This window comes from Streptococcus suis, from assembly GCA_002831545.1.
GTDB lineage: Bacteria > Bacillota > Bacilli > Lactobacillales > Streptococcaceae > Streptococcus > Streptococcus suis_P.
Window position 1 is genome coordinate 981001 of the sequence record CP025095.1, and the last position, 23497, is coordinate 1004497.

Annotated in this window: 14 protein-coding genes and 1 pseudogene; 12 read left to right on the top strand and 3 right to left on the bottom strand. The window is 40.7% G+C overall.

Annotated elements, in window-relative coordinates; genetic code table 11:
* Positions 1–55 precede the first annotated feature (55 nt).
* From CWM22_04830 to CWM22_04850, 5 genes are all read left to right on the top strand, one after another.
* Positions 56–3166 carry a DNA polymerase III subunit alpha gene (locus tag CWM22_04830; protein ID AUC91272.1) on the top strand — a complete coding sequence of 1037 codons (3111 nt, stop codon included), beginning with the start codon at positions 56–58 and terminating at the stop codon, positions 3164–3166.
* 84 nt (positions 3167–3250) lie between these two features.
* Positions 3251–4261 carry a 6-phosphofructokinase gene (gene pfkA, locus CWM22_04835; GenBank protein ID AUC91273.1) on the top strand — a complete coding sequence of 337 codons (1011 nt, stop codon included), beginning with the start codon at positions 3251–3253 and terminating at the stop codon, positions 4259–4261.
* A 66-nt stretch (positions 4262–4327) separates the two neighbouring features.
* Positions 4328–5833: a pyruvate kinase gene (gene pyk, locus CWM22_04840; protein AUC91274.1), complete on the top strand. Its 1506-nt coding sequence runs from the start codon at positions 4328–4330 to the stop codon at positions 5831–5833.
* Positions 5834–5997: 164 nt separating this feature from the next.
* A complete protein-coding gene (locus CWM22_04845) occupies positions 5998–11136 on the top strand; it encodes a hypothetical protein (GenBank protein AUC91275.1) in 5139 nt (1712 codons plus the stop codon).
* A gap of 212 nt (positions 11137–11348) precedes the next feature.
* Entirely contained in the window at positions 11349–11675 is a 327-nt protein-coding gene (locus CWM22_04850) for a hypothetical protein (GenBank protein AUC91276.1), read from the top strand.
* Between the two features lie 155 nt (positions 11676–11830).
* Here CWM22_04850 and CWM22_04855 read toward each other — a convergent pair.
* Together CWM22_04855 and CWM22_04860 are read right to left on the bottom strand one after the other, a co-directional pair.
* Positions 11831–13584 (bottom strand): annotated as a pseudogene (locus CWM22_04855) (IS5/IS1182 family transposase).
* A 196-nt stretch (positions 13585–13780) separates the two neighbouring features.
* Positions 13781–14890 carry an FAD-binding oxidoreductase gene (locus CWM22_04860; GenBank protein ID AUC91277.1) on the bottom strand — a complete coding sequence of 370 codons (1110 nt, stop codon included), beginning with the start codon at positions 14888–14890 and terminating at the stop codon, positions 13781–13783.
* Between the two features lie 84 nt (positions 14891–14974).
* On the opposite strand from CWM22_04860, the gene CWM22_04865 reads away from it, so the two are divergent.
* From CWM22_04865 to CWM22_04895, 7 genes are all read left to right on the top strand, one after another.
* Entirely contained in the window at positions 14975–15592 is a 618-nt protein-coding gene (locus CWM22_04865; GenBank protein ID AUC91278.1) for an esterase, read from the top strand.
* Between the two features lie 42 nt (positions 15593–15634).
* Entirely contained in the window at positions 15635–16177 is a 543-nt protein-coding gene (lepB, locus tag CWM22_04870; protein ID AUC91279.1) for a signal peptidase I, read from the top strand.
* A gap of 188 nt (positions 16178–16365) precedes the next feature.
* The gene (gene glmS / locus CWM22_04875) at positions 16366–18177 is read left to right on the top strand and encodes a glutamine--fructose-6-phosphate transaminase (isomerizing) (protein AUC91280.1); all 1812 of its coding nucleotides are present in this window, start codon (positions 16366–16368) and stop codon (positions 18175–18177) included.
* A 150-nt stretch (positions 18178–18327) separates the two neighbouring features.
* Complete coding sequence (locus CWM22_04880) at positions 18328–18969, top strand: amino acid ABC transporter permease (GenBank protein AUC91281.1); 642 nt, start codon at positions 18328–18330, stop codon at positions 18967–18969.
* 9 nt (positions 18970–18978) lie between these two features.
* A complete protein-coding gene (locus tag CWM22_04885; protein AUC91282.1) occupies positions 18979–19611 on the top strand; it encodes an amino acid ABC transporter ATP-binding protein in 633 nt (210 codons plus the stop codon).
* Positions 19612–19631: 20 nt separating this feature from the next.
* Positions 19632–20468, top strand: coding sequence for a glutamine ABC transporter substrate-binding protein (locus tag CWM22_04890; protein AUC92842.1), 837 nt, complete (start codon positions 19632–19634; stop codon positions 20466–20468).
* 164 nt (positions 20469–20632) lie between these two features.
* Positions 20633–21754 (top strand): IS110 family transposase, encoded by a 1122-nt coding sequence (locus CWM22_04895; protein AUC91283.1) that lies wholly within the window; start codon positions 20633–20635, stop codon positions 21752–21754.
* Between the two features lie 499 nt (positions 21755–22253).
* Here CWM22_04895 and CWM22_04900 read toward each other — a convergent pair whose 3' ends face one another.
* A complete protein-coding gene (locus CWM22_04900) occupies positions 22254–23447 on the bottom strand; it encodes a cation transporter (protein AUC91284.1) in 1194 nt (397 codons plus the stop codon).
* Between the last annotated feature and the right edge of the window lie 50 nt (positions 23448–23497).

Consider the following 23497-nt stretch of genomic DNA (forward strand, 5'->3'; position numbering starts at 1 on the left):
GAAAAAATTTTCCTAGAATATTTGGTATAATAGAAGAAATAAAAAGGAGAAGACCATGCTGGCACAACTAGATACAAAAACCGTCTATACCTTTATGGATAGCATGGTGACCATTGAAGAATATGTAAAGAGAGCCAAGTCGCTGGGCTACCAAGCCTTGGGGATGATGGATAAGAATAGTCTATATGCGGCTTACAGTTTTATGGAAACTTGTCAGAAGGCAGGAATACAGCCAATCATCGGCTGTGAATTGGACTGGCAGTTGGAGGGGCAGGAGCGAGAAGTGACAACTCAGTTGATTGCCTTGACCACCAAGGGCTATCGAAATCTCTTGAAAATATCGACTGCAAAAATGACTGGACAGGATAACTTTGAAGATATTCGCCAGTATTTAGTGGATATCGCTATCATCATTCCCTACTTTTCAGGGATTGAGCAGCTGGATATTGGGCTGGATTATTATGTCGGAGTGACTAGGGATACACCTATTCAAGATTTTCATGGTCCTATTCTGCCCATCCATACGGTTCGTTTTTTCGAGGAGAAACAGTTGGAGAGCTTGCAGGTTCTACATGCTATTCGAGATAATATTCCACTTAATCAAGTTGCAGATATAGATAGTCGACAAAAGCTTTTATCGGCTGATAGCTTAACCAATCTATTTTCTAATCGGTTTCCGCAAGCAGTTGATAATTTACGTGACTTGGTTGCAGGGATTTCTTATCAATTAAATACAGATTTAAAATTGCCACGTTTTAATCGTGACAGACCTGCAGTGGAAGAATTGCAGGAGAAAGCCTATCAGGGCTTGGAAGAAAAGGGGGTGACGGGGCCTGTCTATCAGGAGCGCCTGGAAAGAGAGTTGTCCATTATTCATGAGATGGGCTTTGATGATTATTTCTTGATTGTCTGGGACCTGCTCCGATTTGGACGTAGCCAGGGCTACTATATGGGTATGGGTCGTGGTTCTGCGGTAGGGAGTTTGGTTGCCTATGCCTTGAATATTACGGGCATTGACCCCGTTAAACATCAGCTGCTCTTTGAACGCTTTTTAAATAATGAACGCTATAGCATGCCGGATATTGATATCGATATTCCAGATATTCATCGCCCTGACTTTATTCGTTATGTGCGGGACCGCTATGGTACGACTCACGCTGCTCAAATCGTGACCTATTCAACCTTTGGTGCCAAGCAGGCTATTCGTGATGTTTTCAAACGGTTTGGAACGCCTGAGTATGAGTTGACTAATATTACCAAGAAAATCTCATTTAAGGATAATCTTTCTTCAGCATATCAACGTAATGCAGCCTTCCGACAGATTATCAATAGTAAGATTGAGTACCAAAAAGCCTTTGCCATTGCCCAGCAAATCGAGGGACAACCTCGCCAGACCTCTATTCATGCAGCCGGCGTGGTCATGAGTGACGAGGACTTGACTGATACCATTCCACTGAAAATGGGTGATGATATGCTGGTGACCCAGTATGATGCCCATGCAGTAGAGGCCAATGGCTTGCTCAAGATGGACTTTCTTGGTCTGCGAAATCTGACCTTTGTACAAAAAATGGCGGAAGGGGTTCTAGAGCGTTACCAGAAAGAAATTGACATTGCCCAGATTGATTTAGAAGATAGAAAAACCTTGGAACTTTTTGCGGCAGGTAAGACCAAGGGAATTTTCCAATTTGAACAACCGGGTGCCATTAGCCTTCTACAACGGGTTCGACCAGAGCGTTTTGAGGATGTGGTAGCCACCACCAGTTTGAACCGACCTGGTGCCAGTGATTACTCGGATAATTTTGTCAAACGCAAACATGGACAAGAGACAGTTGATTTGTTGGACCCAACCATTGCTCCTATTTTACAACCGACTTATGGTATCATGCTTTATCAGGAACAGGTCATGCAGATTGCACAGGTCTATGCAGGATTTACGCTTGGCAAGGCGGATTTACTCCGCAGGGCGATGTCTAAAAAGAATGCCCAGGAAATGCAGGCAATGGAAGCGGAATTTTTACAGGGAGCACTGAAAAACGGACATGCTGAAGAGAATGCAAGGGAAATATTTGGCATGATGGCTAAGTTCGCTGGTTATGGTTTTAACCGTAGCCACGCCTATGCTTATTCAGCCTTAGCCTTTCAAATGGCCTATTTCAAGAGTCACTATACGGATGTCTTTTTTGATGTCATGCTCAATCATTCTAGCAGTGCTTATATTGAAGATGCGATGCAGTTTGACTTTGAGGTAGCTCGACTCACGATTAACAATATTCCTTATCACGATAAGTTTGATAAAAGTAAGGTCTACCTAGGATTAAAAACACTGAAAGGTTTGCCTAAAGATTTAGCTTTATGGATATTGGATCATCGTCCCTATAAGTCTGTAGAAGATTTTATTTTGCGCTTGCCAGATAATTTCAAGAAAAAAGATTTACTAATTCCTCTTATTCAGATTGGTTTATTTGATGATTTTGACGCCAATCGTAAAAAGATTATTGAAAATCTAGACAATCTCTTTGTCTTTGCAGAGGCAATTGGTACATTTTTTGCAGAGGAGAGTTATAGTTGGACAGATGCAGAAGATTACAGCGACAGCGAAAAATTTATGCTAGAGCAAGAATTGCTAGGTGTTGGTATTAGTCCGCATCCTTTAGTCAATATTTGTCGAGAGTCTAAGCGTAGTTTTACAGATTTGGCTGATTTAGCGGTTGGCAATCGAGCAACCGTTCTTGTGCAGATTCAAGCTATTCGATTGATTCGTACCAAAAAGACTGGGGAGCAGATGGCGTTTCTTCGAGTGACAGATACCAAGAGGACGCTTGATGTGACTCTTTTCCCAGAATCTTATCGCCAATACGCTTCTGTTTTGGAAGAAGGGGGAATGGGGTACATCACAGGTAGAGTGCAAGAGCGCGATGGACAGTTGCAATTAGTTCTAGAAAAATTAGAGCCTGTCAGTTTGGAGAAATTTTGGATTCTTTTGGAAAATCGAGAACACGATTATGCCGTTGCTCGTATTTTGGATAAATATAGAGGAAGCATTCCAGTAGTACTTCATTATCAAGATAGTAATCAGACAATTCAGGCTGAGCACCACATGGTTATGAAAACGCCTCAATTAGAAGAAGAGTTAAGTGAATTTGTTATGAAAACGATTTTTCGATAAAAAAATAGCAAAAAGTCAAGCAAGTTTAGGTTAAGTATGTTATAATAGGGCAGTTAAAATGAAAAGTTAAAGGAGCATTAACGAATGAAACGTATTGCTGTTTTGACCAGTGGTGGTGATGCCCCTGGTATGAACGCTGCTATTCGTGCAGTTGTTCGCCAAGCAATTTCAGAAGGAATGGAAGTTTATGGAATCAACGAAGGTTACGCAGGTATGGTTGCGGGTGATATCCATGAATTGTCTGCACGTTCTGTAGGTGATATTATTTCACGCGGAGGAACATTCCTTGGTTCAGCTCGTTATCCAGAATTTGCCAAATTAGAAGGGCAACTTAAAGGGATTGAGCAATTGAAAAAACATGGTATCGAAGGTGTAGTTGTTATCGGTGGTGATGGTTCTTACCACGGAGCAATGCGCTTGACGGAGCATGGTTTCCCAGCTATTGGTGTACCTGGTACAATTGATAACGACATCGTGGGTACAGATTTTACAATCGGTTTTGATACAGCTGTAACAACTGCTATGGATGCGATTGATAAAATCCGCGATACTTCATCAAGTCACCGTCGTACTTTCGTTGTTGAAGTAATGGGACGTCATGCGGGAGACATCGCTCTTTGGGCTGGTATCGCTTCTGGTGCAGATGTTATCGTTGTTCCAGAAGAAGACTTCAATATAAACGACATTGTTGACCGTATTAAAGCGGGCTACGACAATGGTAAGAAACATAGCATCATTGTTTTGGCTGAAGGTGTTATGCCAGCTGCACAGTTTGCTGAAGAATTGAAAGCAGCAGGCGATACAAGTGATCTTCGTGTGACAGAACTTGGTCATATCCAACGTGGTGGTTCTCCAACAGCGCGTGATCGCGTACTCGCTTCTCGTATGGGTGCTCATGCCGTTAAATTGCTTAAAGAAGGACGTGGAGGTCTTGCAGTAGGTATCCGTAACGAGCAAATGGTTGAAAATCCAATTCTTGGTACAGCTGAAGAAGGAGCATTGTTCAGCTTGACTGCAGATGGTAAGATTATTGTGAACAATCCACATAAAGCTGACTTGGATATGGCTGAATTAAACCGCAACTTGTCAATCTAATTTGACAATTTCATTATTTGTTATTAAGGGTCAAAAGACCATTAAATATAAAGGAGTTTTGTTAAGATGAATAAACGTGTAAAAATCGTTGCAACCCTCGGACCTGCGGTAGAAATCCGTGGTGGAAAAAAATTCGGTGATGATGGTTATTGGGGTGAAAACCTTGATGTTGAAGCATCAGCACAGAAAATTGCTCAATTGATCACTGAAGGTGCAAACGTATTCCGTTTCAACTTCTCACATGGTGACCACCAAGAGCAAGGTGAGCGTATGGCAACTGTACGTCGTGCGGAAGAAATTGCTGGTAAAAAAGTTGGTTTCTTGTTGGATACAAAAGGTCCAGAAATCCGTACTGAGTTGTTTGCTGACGATGCTAAAGAGTTTTCATACACAACTGGTGAAAAAATCCGCGTAGCAACTAAACAAGGCATTAAGTCAACTCGCGAAGTGATTGCATTGAACGTTGCAGGTGGTTTGGATGTATTTGATGATGTTGAAGTTGGTAAACAAGTTCTTGTTGACGATGGTAAACTAGGTCTTAAAGTCATCGAAAAAGATGCTGAAAAACGTGAATTTATTGTTGAAGTTGAAAACGACGGTGTTATCGCTAAACAAAAAGGTGTAAACATTCCTTATACTAAAATTCCTTTCCCAGCTCTTGCTGACCGCGACAACGCTGATATCCGTTTCGGTTTGGAACAAGGTTTGAACTTCATCGCAATTTCATTCGTTCGTTCAGCAAAAGATGTTGAAGAAGTTCGTAACATTCTTAAAGAAACTGGTAATGAGCACGTTCAATTGTTCTCAAAAATCGAAAACCAACAAGGTATCGACAATATTGATGAAATCATTGAAGCTTCAGATGGTATCATGATTGCTCGTGGTGACATGGGTATCGAAGTACCATTTGAAATGGTTCCAGTTTACCAAAAAATGATTATCACTAAAGTGAATGCAGCTGGTAAAGCAGTTATCACAGCAACAAACATGTTGGAAACAATGACTGAAAAACCACGTGCAACTCGTTCTGAAGTATCTGACGTATTCAACGCAGTTATCGACGGTACTGACGCAACAATGCTTTCAGGTGAGTCTGCAAACGGTAAATATCCAGTTGAATCAGTTCGTACAATGGCAACTATTGCTAAAAACGCACAAACTCTTCTTAACGAATACGGTCGTTTGAACTCTGATCACTTTAACCGTGCATCTAAAACAGAAGTTATTGCATCAGCAGTAAAAGATGCTTGTCACTCAATGAACATCAAGTTGGTTGTAACAGTTACTGAAACTGGTTACTCAGCTCGTTCAATCTCTAAATACCGTCCAGATGCTGACATCTTGGCAGTAACATTTACTGAGAAAGTACAAAAATCATTGATGCTTAACTGGGGTGTTATCCCGGTTGTAACAAACCGTCCAGATTCAACTGACGATATGTTTGATTTGGCTGAACGCATTGCCAAAGAACAAGGTCTTGTTGAAGCAGGAGATGATATTGTTATCGTTGCTGGTGTGCCTGTAGGTGTTGCAGGTTCAACAAACACTATGCGTGTTCGTACAGTAAAATAATCAAAAAGGTCCTTTTGGACCTTTTTGGCGTGATTATGGAAATAGACTATATCTGAATTTCTTTCAAACGCTTGTTTAGAAATATTTTCTTGGGGGATGTGGAAATAAAAATAAGTCGTAAATAGAATAGTTTATTCAAATTTTTGATGATAAACGGAGGAAAGATGAATATTCAAGAACGATTTTCTTTGAGAAAATCAGCGGTTGGTTTGGTCTCAGTCTCTTTGCTATGTGCTATTTATACATCCACTGTTGCTGCAGATACAGTTGTTACAGGAATGAATGAAATAATTGAAGAATCACAAGTCAAGGATGAGGCATCTATTGAATCAGAAAAAAATAAATCCCTAGAGGGTTCTAATCTTGAAATTGTAGAGGAAATAGCAGATAACATCCCATCACCTGTTATCGCTGAAGGGGAAGTAGCGGTAGAGATGAAAGTTGATGGAGGGACCGAGAATGTAGTTTCTAGAAATGATAAAGAAGTTACGACGAGTGAGCAAAATCAGATAGAGGTTACTGAGACAAAAGAAATTTTGAATCAGACTAGTTATCAAACGGAGAGTAGCGAGCAACGACAAATTGTATGGGCCCATGGAATTACTCCTCCTGTAATGGAACAAAGCGGTGGTTTTGTAAAGGAAAAGTATGGAGACTATTTAAACTATACAGCGCCATTTGAGGCAGGAAAAGGCTATTATGATACCAATAAAAGTCTCAATGCTTCATTTATTGACCTTAACCTATGTTTTGCAGCCGTGTCTTCCAACATGGTACATTGGTGGTTGGAACAGAATAGTTCCTATGTTGAGCGATATCTTAAAGAAAAAAATAGTACAGTAAATGTTGGGGAAAACTATGCAATAACGGACCTGCGTCGTTATATTGATTCGTTCCAGGATCAGCAAAATAGTCGAGTCTTTGACATGTTCAAAACTTACTACGGTTATCGTACAAATGGCTTTGTGTCAGATGCCTTAGTTGACTTGTTTATTAATGGATATAAACCTAAGGTACAGGGTGGTGTCAATCTGGAAGATAGCCAGTTAGTACCAGATAGTAGGGGTGGCTTTTTCTACGACGTTTTCAAAGAGAAAAAACTGACAAATCGTCTTTTCAGTGGTAGCTATGAGCGTTTTGGTGAGGATGTTCGAACTGTTTTGGAGAGCAAAGGATTACTCGGTCTAACTTATAGAACATTAGGCTATGCAACGCATATTGTGACGGTATGGGGTGCTGAGTACGATAATCAAGGTAAGATTAGGGCTGTCTATATCACTGATTCTGATGATCAACAAGAACAAATTGGTTTGAAGCGTATGGGCATCACTCGTGATGCTTCTGGAAATCCACGTTTAAATAATCATGTGAAAAATAATTCAGCTGGGGCGCTTTTGGATTATGTTCATACGATTCGTCTTGGTCAAGACTTATGGGAAGAATATTTCAATCCGCTTGCAAAAGCCAAAGAAACAGCTAGTCAGACATTAGCCGATACAAAGAAGGCGTTGGATTTGTCTATTCAAGGACAATCTGAATTGCCAGAATCAATGCGACTGATTTATCTTGAAAAACTAAATAATCTCTATAATCAAGGAATTCTATCTATTCAAAAGGCAGAAAGTTCTGAGATGCTAAGTGGTGCATTGGAAAATGGTTTAAATAGTTTAAAGAGTTTAGATTTTCCTATTTCAAAAGTTGGAAATGCTTTGGCACCAGATTTACCAGTAGGTAATCGTTCAACGGTTTCAGATGTTGATTCTCTATCATCTCAAGAAACAAGTTCCACAAATTTGGAAGTAGACCCAGAGAATGCAAGTCTTATTGCAGATGGTACCAATCAATTGCATTTTCCAGTGGAGGTCCAAACGACATCTTCTGTAGAGGCTGAGGGAGATAATGTTTTTGAACAAGAGGCAGATACATTACCAATAATTATTGAAAACAAGGATGAATTTGGTTCAGAACTATCAAGAAACATGCAAACGTCAGAAACGGATTCGCTAGTAGTAGTTGTTGAAGAAGATGTGAAAAATGATGAGGTAGTCCCTGTGGAAGAACTTCTTGAATCAGAAACAGTTGAGAATCAGAGGTCAGAACTTCTATCAGGTCCCATAGGCATGGAGGAGGTAAATGTAAAAGAAGAAACTCAAGTTGCGCCCGTCGTTACTGAACAACCAGCCACCTCCAAAACCACAACAGTCGAAGCATCTTTCGACGAATCAGCTAGTGTAGAAAGCGAAACAGTCGCCCAACCAGCCCCAACTTCGTCTCCAGGCAGGTCAGCTCTTCCCGTTCAACCAGAAGTCACAGAAGTCGCTTCTCAGGAAGAAGATCAAGTTGCGACGACCGCTACTGAACAACCAGCCACCTCCAAAACCACAACAGTCGAAGCATCTCTCGACGAACCAGCTAGTGCAGAAAGCGAAACAGTCGCCCAACCAGCCCCAACTTCGTCTCCAGGTAGGTCAGCTATTCCTGTTCAACCAGAAGTCACAGAAGTCGCTTCCCAGGAAGAAGATCAAGTTGCGACGACTGTTACTGAACAACCAGCCACCTCCAAAACCACAACAGTCGAAGCATCTCTCGACGAACCAGCTAGTGCAGAAAGCGAAACAGTCGCCCAACCAGCCCCAACTTCGTCTCCAGGTAGGTCAGCTATTCCTGTTCAACCAGAAGTCACAGAAGTCGCTTCCCAGGAAGAAGATCAAGTTGCGACGATTGTTACTGAACAATCAGCCACCGCCAAAACTCTGACTGTCGAATCCTCAGATGAACCAGTGGGTGTAGAAAGTGAGAGTGTCGCTAAAACTGAACTAACTTCGTCTCCAGGCAGGTCAGCTCTTCCCGTTCAACCAGAAGTCACAGAAGTCGCTTCTCAGGAAGAAGATCAAGTTGCGACGACTGTTACTGAACAATCAGCCACCGCCAAAACTCTGACTGTCGAATCCTCAGATGAACCAGTTGGTGTAGAAAGTGAGACTGTAGTTAAAACTGAACTAACTTCGTCTCCAGGCAGGTCAGCTCTTCCCGTTCAACCAGAAGTCACAGAAGTCGCTTCTCAGGAAGAAGATCAAGTTGCGACGACCGCTACTGAACAACCAGCCACCGCCAAAACTCTGACTGTCGAATCCTCAGATGAACCAGTTGGTGTAGAAAGTGAGACTGTAGTTAAAACTGAACTAACTTCGTCTCCAGGCAGGTCAGCTCTTCCCGTTCAACCAGAAGTCACAGAAGTCGCTTCTCAGGAAGAAGATCAAGTTGCGACGACTGCTACTGAACAACCAGCCACCTCCAAAACCACAACAGTCGAAGCATCTCTCGACGAACCAGCTAGTGCAGAAAGCGAAACAGTCGCCCAACCAGCCCCAACTTCGTCTCCAGGTAGGTCAGCTATTCCTGTTCAACCAGAAGTCACAGAAGTCGCTTCCCAGGAAGAAGATCAAGTTGCGACGACTGTTACTGAACAATCAGCCACCGCCAAAACTCTGACTGTCGAATCCTCAGATGAACCAGTTGGTGTAGAAAGTGAGACTGTAGTTAAAACTGAACTAACTTCGTCTCCAGGCAGGTCAGCTCTTCCCGTTCAACCAGAAGTCACAGAAGTCGCTTCTCAGGAAGAAACTCAAGTTGCGACGACCGCTACTGAACAACCAGCCACCTCCAAAACCACAACAGTCGAAGCATCTCTCGACGAACCAGCTAGTGCAGAAAGCGAAACAGTCGCCCAACCAGCCCCAACTTCGTCTCCAGGTAGGTCAGCTATTCCTGTTCAACCAGAAGTCACAGAAGTCGCTTTCCAGGAAGAAGATCAAGTTGCGACGATTGTTACTGAACAATCAGCCACCGCCAAAACTCTGACTGTCGAATCCTCAGATGAACCAGTGGGTGTAGAAAGTGAGAGTGTCGCTAAAACTGAACTAACTTCGTCTCCAGGCAGGTCAGCTCTTCCCGTTCAACCAGAAGTCACAGAAGTCGCTTCTCAGGAAGAAACTCAAGTTGCGACGACCGTTACTGAACAACCAGCCACCTCCAAAACCACAACAGTCGAAGCATCTTTCGACGAATCAGCTAGTGTAGAAAGCGAAACAGTCGCCCAACCAGCCCCAACTTCGTCTCCAGGCAGGTCAGCTCTTCCCGTTCAACCAGAAGTCACAGAAGTCGCTTCCCAGGAAGAAGATCAAGTTGCGACGACTGTTACTGAACAATCAGCCACCGCCAAAACTCTGACTGTCGAATCCTCAGATGAACCAGTGGGTGTAGAAAGTGAGAGTGTCGCTAAAACTGAACTAACTTCGTCTCCAGGCAGGTCAGCTCTTCCCGTTCAACCAGAAGTCACAGAAGTCGCTTCTCAGGAAGAAACTCAAGTTGCGACGACCGTTACTGAACAACCAGCCACCGCCAAAACTCTGACTGTCGAATCCTCAGATGAACCAGTTGGTGTAGAAAGTGAGACTGTAGCTAAACCAGCCCCAACTTCGTCTCCAGGCAGGTCAGCTATTCCTGTTCAACCAGAAGTCGCTTCTCAGGAAGAAACTCAAGTTGCGACGACCGTTACTGAACAACCAGCCACCGCCAAAACTCTAACTGTCGAATCCTCAGATGAACCAGTGGGTGTAGAAAGTGAGAGTGTCGCCAAAAATGAAGCCACTTTAGTTCCTGTTGCTGAGGATATTCCAGTTTTACCTGGGCATTCAGCAATTCGTGTGGCCGAATCAGTAGCTAAATTATCTACTATTTCTGAAAAAAACAAGTTTGTAGATGCCGAAGTTTCTTCCACATTGAAAGTGGGTTCTGAGGAGGTTGCCAATGAGTCGAATGCTCCTCAAATTGAATTTTTGACAGAAGCAACGACAGAAAGCATACTGGCTGAAGCAGATAGTTCTTCAATTCTAACAGGAACAAAGGTGACTCAGCCGAATAAATTGATGAGTGATTTGGAGAGTACAGAAAGAATCTTGGTTCCTGAATCCAGATTATTGGCTAATGTTAAAATAGGTATAAGTTCTCAGGAGATTGTATTGCCAGAAGTTCCAGAGAGAGAGCCTCAGATGTCCAGTATAGAAATGGACAAGGGCTACAAAGAGACTGATCTAGACGAGTCAGCTGAACCTAAGGTAATTAATAATACGAGAAAATATGGTCAGAATTCGGCTGCTCACTCCAAAATAGATACAAAGCAAGTTTTAAGTGTGGAACAATCTTCAACAACAATGACAAATGCTTCTGGGAAGATTGTTGGAATTAGCCTATTAACTCTTGTACTTGGTAGTGTTTGGGCACTATTAAAAAAAAGCAAGTAAAAAGCAATAATCAAGGGTTAGAGAGTGAATAATTAGCGACCATCTGCGGAGAATTCAATTAAAATTATCTTGTAACAATCAATAGAGTGCATTCGAAAAAATTGTTACGGACTAAGGAAACTATTCCAGTAGGATTAGTTCATCATATTGCTATTTTATAGTTTGAGTTTAAATGATATAAATACAAGATAATAGAAATTGGAGAAACTGTTATGAACTTTTCAAAGAAAATGAAAAATTTTGCCATGCTTTCAGTAGCCTGCATGAGTACAGGACTTACAGCGCTTGCTCCTGTTGTTAGCGCCAATACATCTGAATCAAATACTTACGTAAAATATAATACAAAAGAAACAGTTACTTACTGCCGCAGCTCAGCTGTGGATGTGACATTGTCACAAAAAACAGGTATTCCAGGTGAACGAGTAGTTGTAAAACTAAAACAAAAATATGCAGAAGCACCAGATGTTTACTTTATTTTGGGTGAAAACTATGTTATCCGCTCGATCAAACACCATCTGGAGACTATGCAGCTAATTTGACGGATGCAGATTTAAAAGGTGCAAAGAAATTCCGCATTGAGATAATTAGTAAAATTCCTTACGGTTCAGCGAAGAACATTGTAGAGAATAAATCATTCAAATTAGACCCAAGTTTCCGTCGCTAGGATAAGGTTTAAAATTTGTTAAAAATTAGCTCATTTTAATATGATTGTTAATGGAAACGAGGCTGGGCAAAAACTAGCCAGTAAATAAAAAAACACAGATAGATTGAGCTGCTTCAGATGAAATCCAGCTGAACCGTCTGTGTTTTTCTTTTTATTTCTCTTATCTTGGACTATTTTCTTAGCCAATTTCGTGAGATTCATGCTCATTAGGAGGAATCCTATCTCAGTTTCAACCACTTTTTGTCCTCTGACATGCACTCTGCGCACGCCAAAAACACCCTTCATCCTACCAAATGCAGGTTCGACATCCACCTTACGTTTGGCATAAATGCGGGCCCCCTCTTTACTTGTCAATTTATCTTTGACTAAGTTCTTGAAATAGTTCTACGTAGGATTATACTGAATTTGTTTGAGGTTACCTTTTTCTGTCCGTGCTAACTGGTCCAATTCCTCGCTAGCTTGTACTGGATCAGCTTCGTAAATCTTAATATCTTTCTCAAATCCATTCTGCTCCGTTCTTCGTGAATAATTCTTAAACGAGTAGACAACCCCATCTGGTTTTATCCACTGGTCAGAATCTTCTAAGTAGGTCCAGTTTTCAGGATTGGCATCACTCTTCTTGTAGCTTTTCTTCTGCTCTTTCTGATATGTTCCGTAGGGAATCAGAGGTGTTTTCTCCAGGTCATCAACGATAAAGCTATAATTTTCTTCACTACCATAACCTGCATCTGCGACAATGTGTTGAAAGAGTTCTAGGGTTTGGATGGATTGAAGAAAAGGCTTGAGTGTACGAGTGTCAGTTGGATTCGGAAACAGTCCGTAAGCTAAGGCAAACTGGCTGTTTGTGCCAAGTTGGAGGTTGTAACCAGGCTTGAGCTGGCCATTCTTCATACTCGCTCTTTTATTTCAAGGCTCGTGAAGAAACAGTCTATCCCCAGACTGTTTCTTTCTTCTTTCATTTTCATGAATGTTGCATCATGATCCGTTTTAGAATAGGAATTTCGCTCTTGTAGAATCTGTTTATCCCGTTCGTACTTCTGTTTCCGAACAAGAAAATCCTCTTTCAACTTTCTCTTGAGTTTCTTAATTCTTCTTCGTTTCTGTCTGTTGGCTGAGCCACCTTTGATGACTTTAGGCTCTTGTGAGATAGCTTCTTCCACCTCGTCCAATACTTGTTCGGTTTCTTGTAGGAGTTGGGTCAGCCCCTCGCTAGTGAGGCATTCTTCCTTGGACAAGGCAGTATTCACCCCTTCTTGAACTAGCTTGTCATAAAGGGCAGAAATGTTTCCTTTCAAGGCATCTTCATAGCGTTCAACGGCCTTTTTCCACGTGAAAGAATACTTGTTGGCATCAGCTTCTACCTTAGTTCCGTCAATGAAGAGAGCCTCATCTTCAATCAATCCATTCTCTCTGAGGAGGAGAGTGAAGTAGATGAAGGCAGTTTTGATGAGCTGATTGGCATGTGTGCTAGCCCGAAAACTATTTATAGTTCGATAACAGATGTAGGTATCCTGACTCAACCATTTCATAGGGATAACTTCTTCATTCATTTGAACGATTTTCCGACCAGAGAATACTTGACGAGCATAGGCGAACAGGGTCATTTTAAGTAACATAGCTGGATGAAAGGCTGGACGACCTGTGTGGGAAGTTTCTTCCAATAGAACGGATTGAGGAATGGTATCCACAAACTGACTAATCAGACGTGCCTCATGTGTAGCAGGTAAGTCCCAAGCAATATTTAATTCCAAACTAAGCTGATTTGTGTTATACTGTTTATACATTTTCATGCCTTTCTAGTTGTTTTGTCGTTATTATAATTATAAAGCATGAAATGGAAAACGAGCAACTCCTAATTGGAATTGCTCGTTTTTTTATTGTGAGAAACTAGTTTTTGCCCAGCCTCTTTGACTGCTTAGATAACAAACTAGTCTTAGTATCTACATTTAAAGGGTTAGTAGAATCTAAACGTATCGTATCTTATTTTTTGAGAATATATCTATTTGGAGAATATGGTGTACGGTCAAAGTTTGTTTCTTGGTTGAGAATTTCTTTAGCAATTTGCCAACCGATAATTGGACCATTTGTCAGACCGGTGGAGCCTAGACCACTAGCTACCCAGACATTAGGCATATCCTCAATATTTCCGTAGAATGGTGAATAAGTTGAAGTATAGGCGCGCGTTCCAATGCGAGTTCTGGCTACAGGATAGTTTGCCAAATCAGGCATGAATTCAGCTATTTTATCATGCATGGCTTGGATTTTTTCAGGGTCTAGTTCTAAATCGTAGCCCATATCATCTTCATGAGTTGCACCAATAATGATTTTTCCATTTTCAAATGGTAGGATGTCAATCTCTCCGTAAGGCATACAAACTGGCCAATTGTCGGTATCGAATTCTGTATCTAATTCGAACAATTGTCCTTTTTGTGGTCGAACATCCACTTGATAACCAAGAGGTTCAAGAATATGTGGCAACCAGGCCCCTGTGGCTAAGATAATATGGTCAGCAGTAAGCACTTGATTATCTACTTCGACAGTATGGTTGTCGAGCAGTTTTGCTTGTCCGTAGATACGTGTACCACCATTTTTCAAAAATTGTTCCTGAAGAATATCAATCAAACGCCCACCATCAATACGACCGCCACCTTCTAAATGGATACCAAAGTAGTCTGGCTTAAGTAGTGGCAGGTACTGGTTAATTTCCGAGCCTATAAGCGGAGTAATTTCGCCAATAGTCGGAGTATCTACGCGACGTTCCTCGGCAATTTTTTGGATTTTATCAAGTAGTTCAGGCTTACTTTTTAGGCCGATGGTTCCAGTCTGTTTGAATGGAATTTCAGTAGCACCCAATTTTTCCAAATCGGCTACCAATCGACGGTAGAAAACAGCACCATCGGAAGTCAGCTTATACCAGTCTTTATTTTTTTTCTGAGCCATCCATGGGCAGATGATACCTGCGGCAGCTCGTGTGGCTGTTCCAATACCTGAATCAATGAGAGTAAGATGGACTTGTTCTTCTTGGGAGAGATAAAAGGCTGCAGTAGAGCCAACAATTCCTCCGCCTATAATAATAACTTGTTTTTTCATAAGTTAATTATATCACAAATTTAGAAGTTTATTTATTTTTTTCAACATGATACAATAGAAAATAAGAAAAATTGAGGAGTTCGTGTGTCAGATATAATGTATCCTGAGGTCCTAACCGTTGGAAGTGGGGCCGTAAAAGTTGCAACAGTCGGAGATAGTTTGACTTATGGATATGGCTTGGAGAATCGGGAAAAAGATGCCTATCCTTGTATTCTAGCTGAGAAACTTGGGCATCACTATCAAGTTTCAAATTACGGATTGAGTGGGCGTTCACTTCAGTCAACTGCAGATTTTCCTTACTTTAAAGAGAAGAATGCCCAACTTTCACTTGAGAGTGAAGCAGATATTGTCATCATCATGATTGGTAGTAACGATAGCCGAGGACCATATTGGAATAGAGAGAGGTTTATTCGAGAGTATAGGGAAATGGCAGAGCAGTATATGGATTTACCAAGCCAGCCGGATGTTTATTTAGTCATCCCGCCTTACGTGCCAACCAGTCGTTTTGGATTGAATAATCAAATTATTGAAGATGAATTACAAAAAATTATCCCAGCTATCGGAAACGAACTTGGTTTACCAGTTATTAACCTTTACACTGTGACGGAGGGACATCTTGAATACTATAGCGATGGTCTTCATTTGACACCGCTAGGAAATCAAGTTATTGCTGAAGAGATTTACCAGCATCTCAGACACTAATGGCTCTAAATTGTGGTATAATACTAGTGAAATGGAGAGATTATGGTAAAAAGAGATTTAATAAAACAAATCAGTTTATTGGTCTTATTGATTTTGGGAATCATTGGCCTACGATTTTGGTTACTTGAGCCAGTCACGATTACCCCTGAGATGGCAAATAGTTATTTGAAGGAAAATGACTTTATCATGACGGTGCGAAATGTCCGCCCGATTCATGGAGATTTTATTTTGTATAACCATGAGGGAAAAGAGTATGTGAGTCGTGTGATTGCATTGGAAAACGAGACGGTTACCTATATGGACGATGTTCTCTATCGTAATGATATTATTGTTACCGAGAACTATTTAAAAACACCTCATTCACAAGAAAGTTATACAGATGACTTTACATTGGAAACCTTGACAAATGGAAAGTACAATGTCATTCCAGAGGGGCACTATTTGGTGTTGAATGATGTACGAACGAATCAACAGGATAGTCGTAGTTTTGGTTTGATTTCTAGTGAGGATATTGTTGGTAGACTGACTTTTCGGATTAGTCCACTTTCAGAATTTGGTTTTATTAAGACAGGGCTGGTTCAGTAGAATCAGCTTTTTTATTGTGTTGAGATGACTGGAACTGTATTTTGAAATTAGACTAGACCAATTAAAATGTTGACAAGGATAAAAACTTGTTATATACTGATTTCACTAGTCTTTTTAGATATAAATTAGACTAGACCAATTTTTAAAGAAATGAAAGCCGATGTTAACAAACATCGTAGGTGACATGTATGTGTGGAATCGTTGGTGTTGTAGGAAATACAAACGCAACTGATATTTTGATTCAAGGACTTGAAAAATTAGAATACCGTGGTTATGATTCAGCAGGTATTTTTGTGACGGGTGGTGAGCAAGCTCATCTTGTGAAAGCTGTTGGTCGCATTGCAGAATTGTCTGCAAAAGTTGGCGATAAGACTGAAGGGACAACAGGGATCGGTCATACTCGTTGGGCGACTCATGGTAAGCCAACTGAGAACAACGCTCACCCTCACACTTCTCAAACTGCTGGACATATCCTAGTCCACAACGGTGTGATTGAAAACTATGCAGAAATCAGGGAAGAGTATCTTGCAGGTCATGACTTGAAAGGGCAGACAGATACAGAAATTGCTGCACACTTGATTGGTCAATTTGCTGAGGAAGGTCTGTCTACTTTGGAATCCTTCAAAAAAGCACTTCATATCATCCAAGGTTCATACGCCTTTGCTTTGATTGATGCTAATGATGCAGATACTATTTACGTTGCCAAAAACAAGTCTCCACTTTTGATTGGATTGGGTGATGGCTATAACATGGTCTGCTCCGATGCCATGGCTATGATTCGTGAGACAAGTGAATATATGGAAATCCATGACAAAGAATTGGTTATCGTGAAGAAAGATAGCGTAGAAGTTATGGACTATGATGGCAATGCTATTGAGCGCGGTAGCTATACAGCTGAGCTTGATTTGTCAGATATTGGTAAGGGAACTTATCCATACTACATGCTCAAGGAAATTGATGAGCAGCCAACTGTTATGCGTAAATTGATTAGCGCCTATACAAATGAAGAAGGTCAAATTACAGTTGATGCGGATATTATTAAGGCAGTACAAGAAGCTGACCGTATCTATATCTTGGCTGCTGGTACGTCTTATCACGCAGGATTTGCCGCTAAAGATTTCTTGGAGAAGTTGACCGATACACCAGTAGAGTTGGGAATTTCATCTGAGTGGGGTTACAACATGCCACTCTTGAGCAAAAAGCCACTCTTTGTCATGATTAGCCAGTCTGGTGAAACAGCTGATAGCCGTCAGGTATTGGTTAAAGCGAATGAAATGGGCATCCCAAGTTTGACTGTGACTAACGTTCCTGGTTCTACTCTATCACGTGAGGCGACTTACACCATGTTGCTCCATGCAGGTCCAGAAATCGCAGTAGCTTCTACAAAAGCCTATACTGCACAGATTGCGACATTGGCAATCTTGGCTAAGGCTGTCGGCGATGCAAATGGTAATGCCTACGCTAAAGAATTTGATTTGGTACATGAATTGTCCATCGTAGCTCAATCTATCGAGGCCAGCTTGTCAGAAAAAGATGTGATTGCTGAAAAAGTTGAAAAACTATTATCGACTACTCGCAACGCTTTCTATATCGGTCGTGGTAGTGACTACTACGTTTCTATGGAAGCCAGCTTGAAATTGAAAGAAATTTCATACATCCAATGTGAAGGCTTTGCGGCAGGTGAATTGAAACACGGTACCATTTCATTAATTGAAGACGGTGTTCCTGTCTTGGCCTTGATTTCAAATCACCCACACCTTGCAAGCCATACTCGAGGCAATATTCAGGAAGTAGTGGCGCGTGGTGCCAATGTCTTAACAATCGTAGATGAAGCAGTAGCTAAAGAAGAAGATGATATCACTGTTACAACAGTTCACCCATTCTTGTCAGCTATTGCAATGGTTGTTCCAACTCAGTTGATTGCCTACTATGCGACTTTACAACGTGGTTTGGACGTTGATAAGCCACGTAACTTGGCAAAATCTGTAACTGTTGAATAGGGAGAAAAGGTTCGGATTTCGGACCTTTTTTCAATTCGATGAAAGAATATACAAATTTTTGTTAAATTTATTAAAAATTCTGAAAAATTCTTTGAAATACAAGATATTTTCTGATATACTATAACCTAATCACTCTTTTAGGAGAATTCTATGGATTATGTTTTGGAAGTTCTGCCCAGTCTATTAAATGGAGCGGTGGTCTCCCTGCAAGTATTTTTTCTAGTTTTGATACTATCCTTGCCTCTGGGAGCTGTTCTTGCATTTTTAATGCAAATAAAATTTAAACCCTTGCAATGGCTATTGCATTTCTATGTTTTAATTATGCGTGGAACTCCCTTGCTCTTGCAACTGATTTTTGTTTATTATGTTTTACCTAGTGTTGGTATTACATTTGACCGAATGCCTGCTGTGATTCTGGCCTTTACGCTCAACTATGCGGCCTATTTCTCTGAAATTTTCCGTGGTGGTATTGAAGCTATTCCAAAAGGTCAGTATGAAGCTGCTAAGGTATTGAAATTTACCCCTGTTCAGACCATTCGCTACATTGTCTTACCGCAGGTTGTGAAAATTGTTCTGCCAAGTGTTTTCAATGAAGTCATGACTTTGGTAAAGGATACTTCTTTGGTCTATGCACTTGGGGTTAGCGATTTGTTGTTGGCTAGTCGTACTGCTGCCAATCGTGATGCCAGCTTGGCGCCTATGTTTATCGCAGGTGCAATCTACCTATTGATGATCGGTGCGGTAACACTGATTTCTAAACAAGTAGAAAAGAAATTTGATTATTATAGATAGGAGGAAGTCATGTTAGAGTTACGCAATTTGTCAAAACGCTTTGAAGATAAACAGATTTTCTCCAACTATGATTTGGTCATTCCAGAAGGGAAAATTGTTGCCATCGTTGGTCAATCTGGCGGTGGTAAGACAACTCTTTTACGGATGTTGGCTGGTTTAGAGACTATTGATTCAGGAACTTTGATGTATAATGGTCAAGAACTGCCATTAGAGGAGTTGGGAAAACGACATTTGCTGGGCTTTGTCTTCCAGGACTTCCAGCTTTTCCCGCACCTATCCGTATTGGAAAACTTGGTTCTCTCTCCTATGAAAACGCAAAATATGTCGCGTTCAGAGGCGGAAGACAAGGCCCTTAAACTCTTGGATACTCTTGGACTTGCTAACCACGCAACTGCCTACCCATTTTCATTATCGGGTGGACAGAAACAACGTGTGGCCTTGGCGCGTGCGATGATGATTGATCCTGAGATTATCGGCTATGATGAACCAACTTCGGCCCTAGACCCTGAATTAAGAAAAGAAGTTGAAAAACTGATTCTTGAAAATAGGGCTACTGGAATCACGCAAATTGTGGTCACCCATGATATGCAGTTTGCTGAGAATATCGCAGATGAAATCATCAAAATTGAACCGAAACACTAAGAAAAGGAACAAATATGATGATGAATATTAAAAAAATGATGCTTGGAGCTTTTGCTCTTGTAACTTCTTTAACTCTTGCTGCTTGTGGCTCCAATGATTCGGCTACTAAGTCTGATAATTGGACAGCCTACGAGTCTGAAAAATCCGTTACGATTGGCTTTGATAAGACCTTTGTTCCAATGGGATTTGAACAGACAGATGGTTCTTACACAGGGTTTGATATTGACTTGGCTAATGCAGTCTTTGAAAAATATGGAATTACTGTAAAATGGCAACCAATTGACTGGGATTTGAAAGAAACTGAATTGAATAACGGGAATATTGATTTAATTTGGAATGGTTATTCTATTACAGATGAGCGTAAGGAAAAAGTTCTTTTCACAAATCCCTATATGGATAACCAACAAGTTCTTGTAACTAAAAAATCTTCCAATATTAGCCAAGTATCTGATATGAAGGATAAGATTTTAGGTGCACAAGCAGGTTCATCTGGCTATTCAGTATTTGAATCACAACCAGCTATTTTGAAAGATATTGTTCAAAATAAGGATGCAAGTCAGTATGCGACCTTCAATGAAGCCTTGATTGACTTGAAAAACGATCGTATTGATGGTCTTTTGATTGACCGTGTGTATGCAAATTATTACTTGCAACAAGAGGGAATTATCGCAGATTACAACATCATTGATGCAGGTTTTGAAAATGAAGCCTTTGCAGTCGGTGCTCGTAAATCAGATACGACACTCGTAGAAAACATTAATAAGGCGTTTGCTGAATTATATAAAGAAGGTAAATTCCAAGAAATCTCCCAAAAATGGTTTGGTGAGGATGTTGCAACCGATGCAGTAAAAAAATAATAATATAAGAAAAAGAGCCTAGTGCTCTTTTTTAAAACCCAAATTTAAGGTATAGACAATATGTAAAGACCCCCAGTTGAGAATTCGTGGATTTACCTGTACACTAGAATAAAAAAAACAATCAACTTCTAACAGGAATTACCACACTCAATTGGAGGTCTTATATGTTTCATTTTACCACACTTTTCATCGGAATGGATGTTCACAAAGAAAGTTTTTCACTCTGCTATTATGATATGATGGCGAATCAATTCAAACATAGCACTAAAGTTGGTCCAAATGTTAGCTATATTGTGAACTATGTGAATGAGCTTCGTCGTTTATATGGTCAAGATGCAGAAGTGTTATGTGGCTACGAAGCCGGATGTCTTGGATTTACCCTATATCACCAGCTACAAGCTCACGGGATTCCCTGTATCGTGATGGCGCCTACAACGGTGATGAAGGAAGGATCTAAGCGTGTTAAGACTGATAAAAAAGATGCAGCTCAGCTCGCAAAAGCTCTGGCCTTTCGTAGCTATCGGCCTGTTCATATTCCTACTGTTGAGGATGAACAAGTCAAAGAATATATCCGCATGAGAACAGACCACAAAGTGGCTCTGAAGAAAATCAAACAACAAATTCTTGCCTTCTGTCTCCGACATGATTTTCGCTATACCGAGGGAAGCAGTAATTGGACACAGAAACATGTCCGCTGGCTCCATTCCCTAAATCCTGATGGACTTTACGCAGAGATTTTGACAGAATACCTATTGACCTATGAGAAATTAGTAGATCAAATAGAACGGTATGATGCGCGAATTGAGCAACTGGGTCAAAGCGACAGTTATCAAGAGAAGGTCTCATGGCTCTCTTGCTTTATTGGCATTAAAACACTAACCGCACTTTCCATTGTGACGGAAATCGGTGATTTTAACCGCTTTGCGACAGCTCAACATTTTGCTTCCTATCTTGGGCTAACTCCTAACGAAAATTCTAGCGGTGACAAGGAGAGAAGAGGTGCTATCACCAAAGCTGGGAATAGCCATGTGAGACGACTTCTGATAGAAGCTGCACAATCATTGGCTAAGGGGACGATTGGGTATAAATCCAAAGAATTGAAACGGAGACAAAGTGGAAACCGAGTGGAGGTGATTGCTTATGCGGATAAGGCTAATGAACGCTTAAGAAGACGTTATCGCACACTTGTTCTAGGAAAAAATAAGAAACAAAATGTTGCTAAAACAGCTATTGCACGAGAATTGTCTGGTTTTATTTGGGGGATGATGACAGGAAGAATAGCTTGAAGTTAGCGCTTGTTTTCATGTACACTTTTGACCATTAAGTTTTATCATCGCAGAGCGATGAGGAATCCCTATTTCTATCCAAAATCACTGGGTGAATTTGGACAGAAATAAGGATTGAAATCATGTTTGAATGGAAAGTATCTTGAAGGAGTTTAGGACTTCAAGGTTTGAGTCATCTACGAAATGACTAAGTGGCACAATTGTGATCCACGCTTATAGAGAGTAGGACTCGCGGCAGAACCATTGACCTGTAGGTAACCAATCCACGAATATCAGAGTGGCCAATGCCCGAAGCTAAGAACTAGGCTCTTTCTAGATACTTTTCATTTTTTAATCAGTTCGATTGTTTTTACTTGACAAAGGGCTTTACATATCAGTCATTTGAATTAACTTTGATACATCGTCACTTTCGTCTTGCTATACTTTAGTATAGCCTGCGCCTCAGTTCCTTGTCTGAAAGCTAATTCATTCGACTATAAAGGAAAAGCCAGTCATTCGACTAGGCTTGTTTCTTTGAAATCTGGTGGAAAATAACAGTCCAATTTTCATGACGGCGCCAAAGTGACGTATGAACATAATCACCAATTTCAAACGTAACTAATTTTGATTTTTGGCTAATGGAGGTCATTTGGTAATTGGATAAATACGTGGTTTGGATGGGGTGGTCGGCAAGCATCTGAGTTTTATTTCGATAGCGGCCTTTGGCATCAATTAAGAGATACTGATCGTCAATCAATTCTTCATACCCATTAGCATGTGCTTGTATCTCTGTTTCAAAACGGAAGAGTTTGTCGTACACATGCTCATACATCTCATCGTGTGGAATTTCAGATGGTTCTACGTGAATATCCACATCAAAAACTCCATGTTTGAGTGTTAGGAGTTGCTCAACCTGCTCAGTCACTTCATGACTTTCATAAACGGATAAGTCTGGATTCATTTCTAAAACAACATCAAGGTAGATATTGGCTCCATAAGTCCGACCACGTTGTGATTTGACAGAAACGATTTTTGGGAGTTTGAGAATATCTTCCTCGTACTTTTTCAATAAGTTTTCATCAAATCCATCAGATAGGGTAAAGAAGCTTTCCATAAAAATATCGTAGGCTGTTTTTAGGATAAAGAAGGTAATGATGATGGCTGCAATTTTATCGACAATAGGGAAGTTGAAAGCTGCAGCAAAGATTGCGATAGAAGTTCCTATGGAAGTGACTGCATCGGATAGATTATCCTTGGCAGTTGCTTCTAAGGCCTTGGAACGTACTTTTTTTGCCAAGCGGTTATTATATAAATAAACAGCTAACATAACTAGTGCAGAAAAAATTCCGACAATGGCCCCCATAATGTCTACTTCGATAGAAGAATTGCTGATTAGTTTTTGGAGGGTATCATAGAGTACTTGAAAACCAACGACAAACATAATGAAGGATGTAATCAAGCTTGCCAAGTCTTCCATTTTCCAGTGTCCAAATTTATGATCGGTATCAGCTGGTTTCTGTGCCATTTTTAGTCCAACAAGTACAGCGATATTACCGATAATATCAGAAATATTATTGAAGGCATCTGCTCGTAAGGCATCCGAATGAAAGAGCTGTCCTGCAACGAGTTTGATACCTGATAAGACGATATAGGCACCGATAGATAGCAAGGCACCACGTTCAGCAAGTTTTAAATTGGTTACGTTTTGGTTCATAGCATCTCCTTTGATAAGTTTTCATTTTAACAAAAAGGCCCCTTATTTTC

Coding starts and splice junctions, on each gene's coding strand:
- CWM22_04830 (AUC91272.1), top strand. CDS start 56: ATGCTGGCACAACTAGATACAAAAACCGTCTATACCTTTATGGATAGC.
- pfkA (AUC91273.1), top strand. CDS start 3,251: ATGAAACGTATTGCTGTTTTGACCAGTGGTGGTGATGCCCCTGGTATG.
- pyk (AUC91274.1), top strand. CDS start 4,328: ATGAATAAACGTGTAAAAATCGTTGCAACCCTCGGACCTGCGGTAGAA.
- CWM22_04845 (AUC91275.1), top strand. CDS start 5,998: ATGAATATTCAAGAACGATTTTCTTTGAGAAAATCAGCGGTTGGTTTG.
- CWM22_04850 (AUC91276.1), top strand. CDS start 11,349: ATGAACTTTTCAAAGAAAATGAAAAATTTTGCCATGCTTTCAGTAGCC.
- CWM22_04860 (AUC91277.1), bottom strand. CDS start 14,890: ATGAAAAAACAAGTTATTATTATAGGCGGAGGAATTGTTGGCTCTACT.
- lepB (AUC91279.1), top strand. CDS start 15,635: ATGGTAAAAAGAGATTTAATAAAACAAATCAGTTTATTGGTCTTATTG.
- glmS (AUC91280.1), top strand. CDS start 16,366: ATGTGTGGAATCGTTGGTGTTGTAGGAAATACAAACGCAACTGATATT.
- CWM22_04880 (AUC91281.1), top strand. CDS start 18,328: ATGGATTATGTTTTGGAAGTTCTGCCCAGTCTATTAAATGGAGCGGTG.
- CWM22_04885 (AUC91282.1), top strand. CDS start 18,979: ATGTTAGAGTTACGCAATTTGTCAAAACGCTTTGAAGATAAACAGATT.
- CWM22_04890 (AUC92842.1), top strand. CDS start 19,632: ATGAATATTAAAAAAATGATGCTTGGAGCTTTTGCTCTTGTAACTTCT.
- CWM22_04895 (AUC91283.1), top strand. CDS start 20,633: ATGTTTCATTTTACCACACTTTTCATCGGAATGGATGTTCACAAAGAA.
- CWM22_04900 (AUC91284.1), bottom strand. CDS start 23,447: ATGAACCAAAACGTAACCAATTTAAAACTTGCTGAACGTGGTGCCTTG.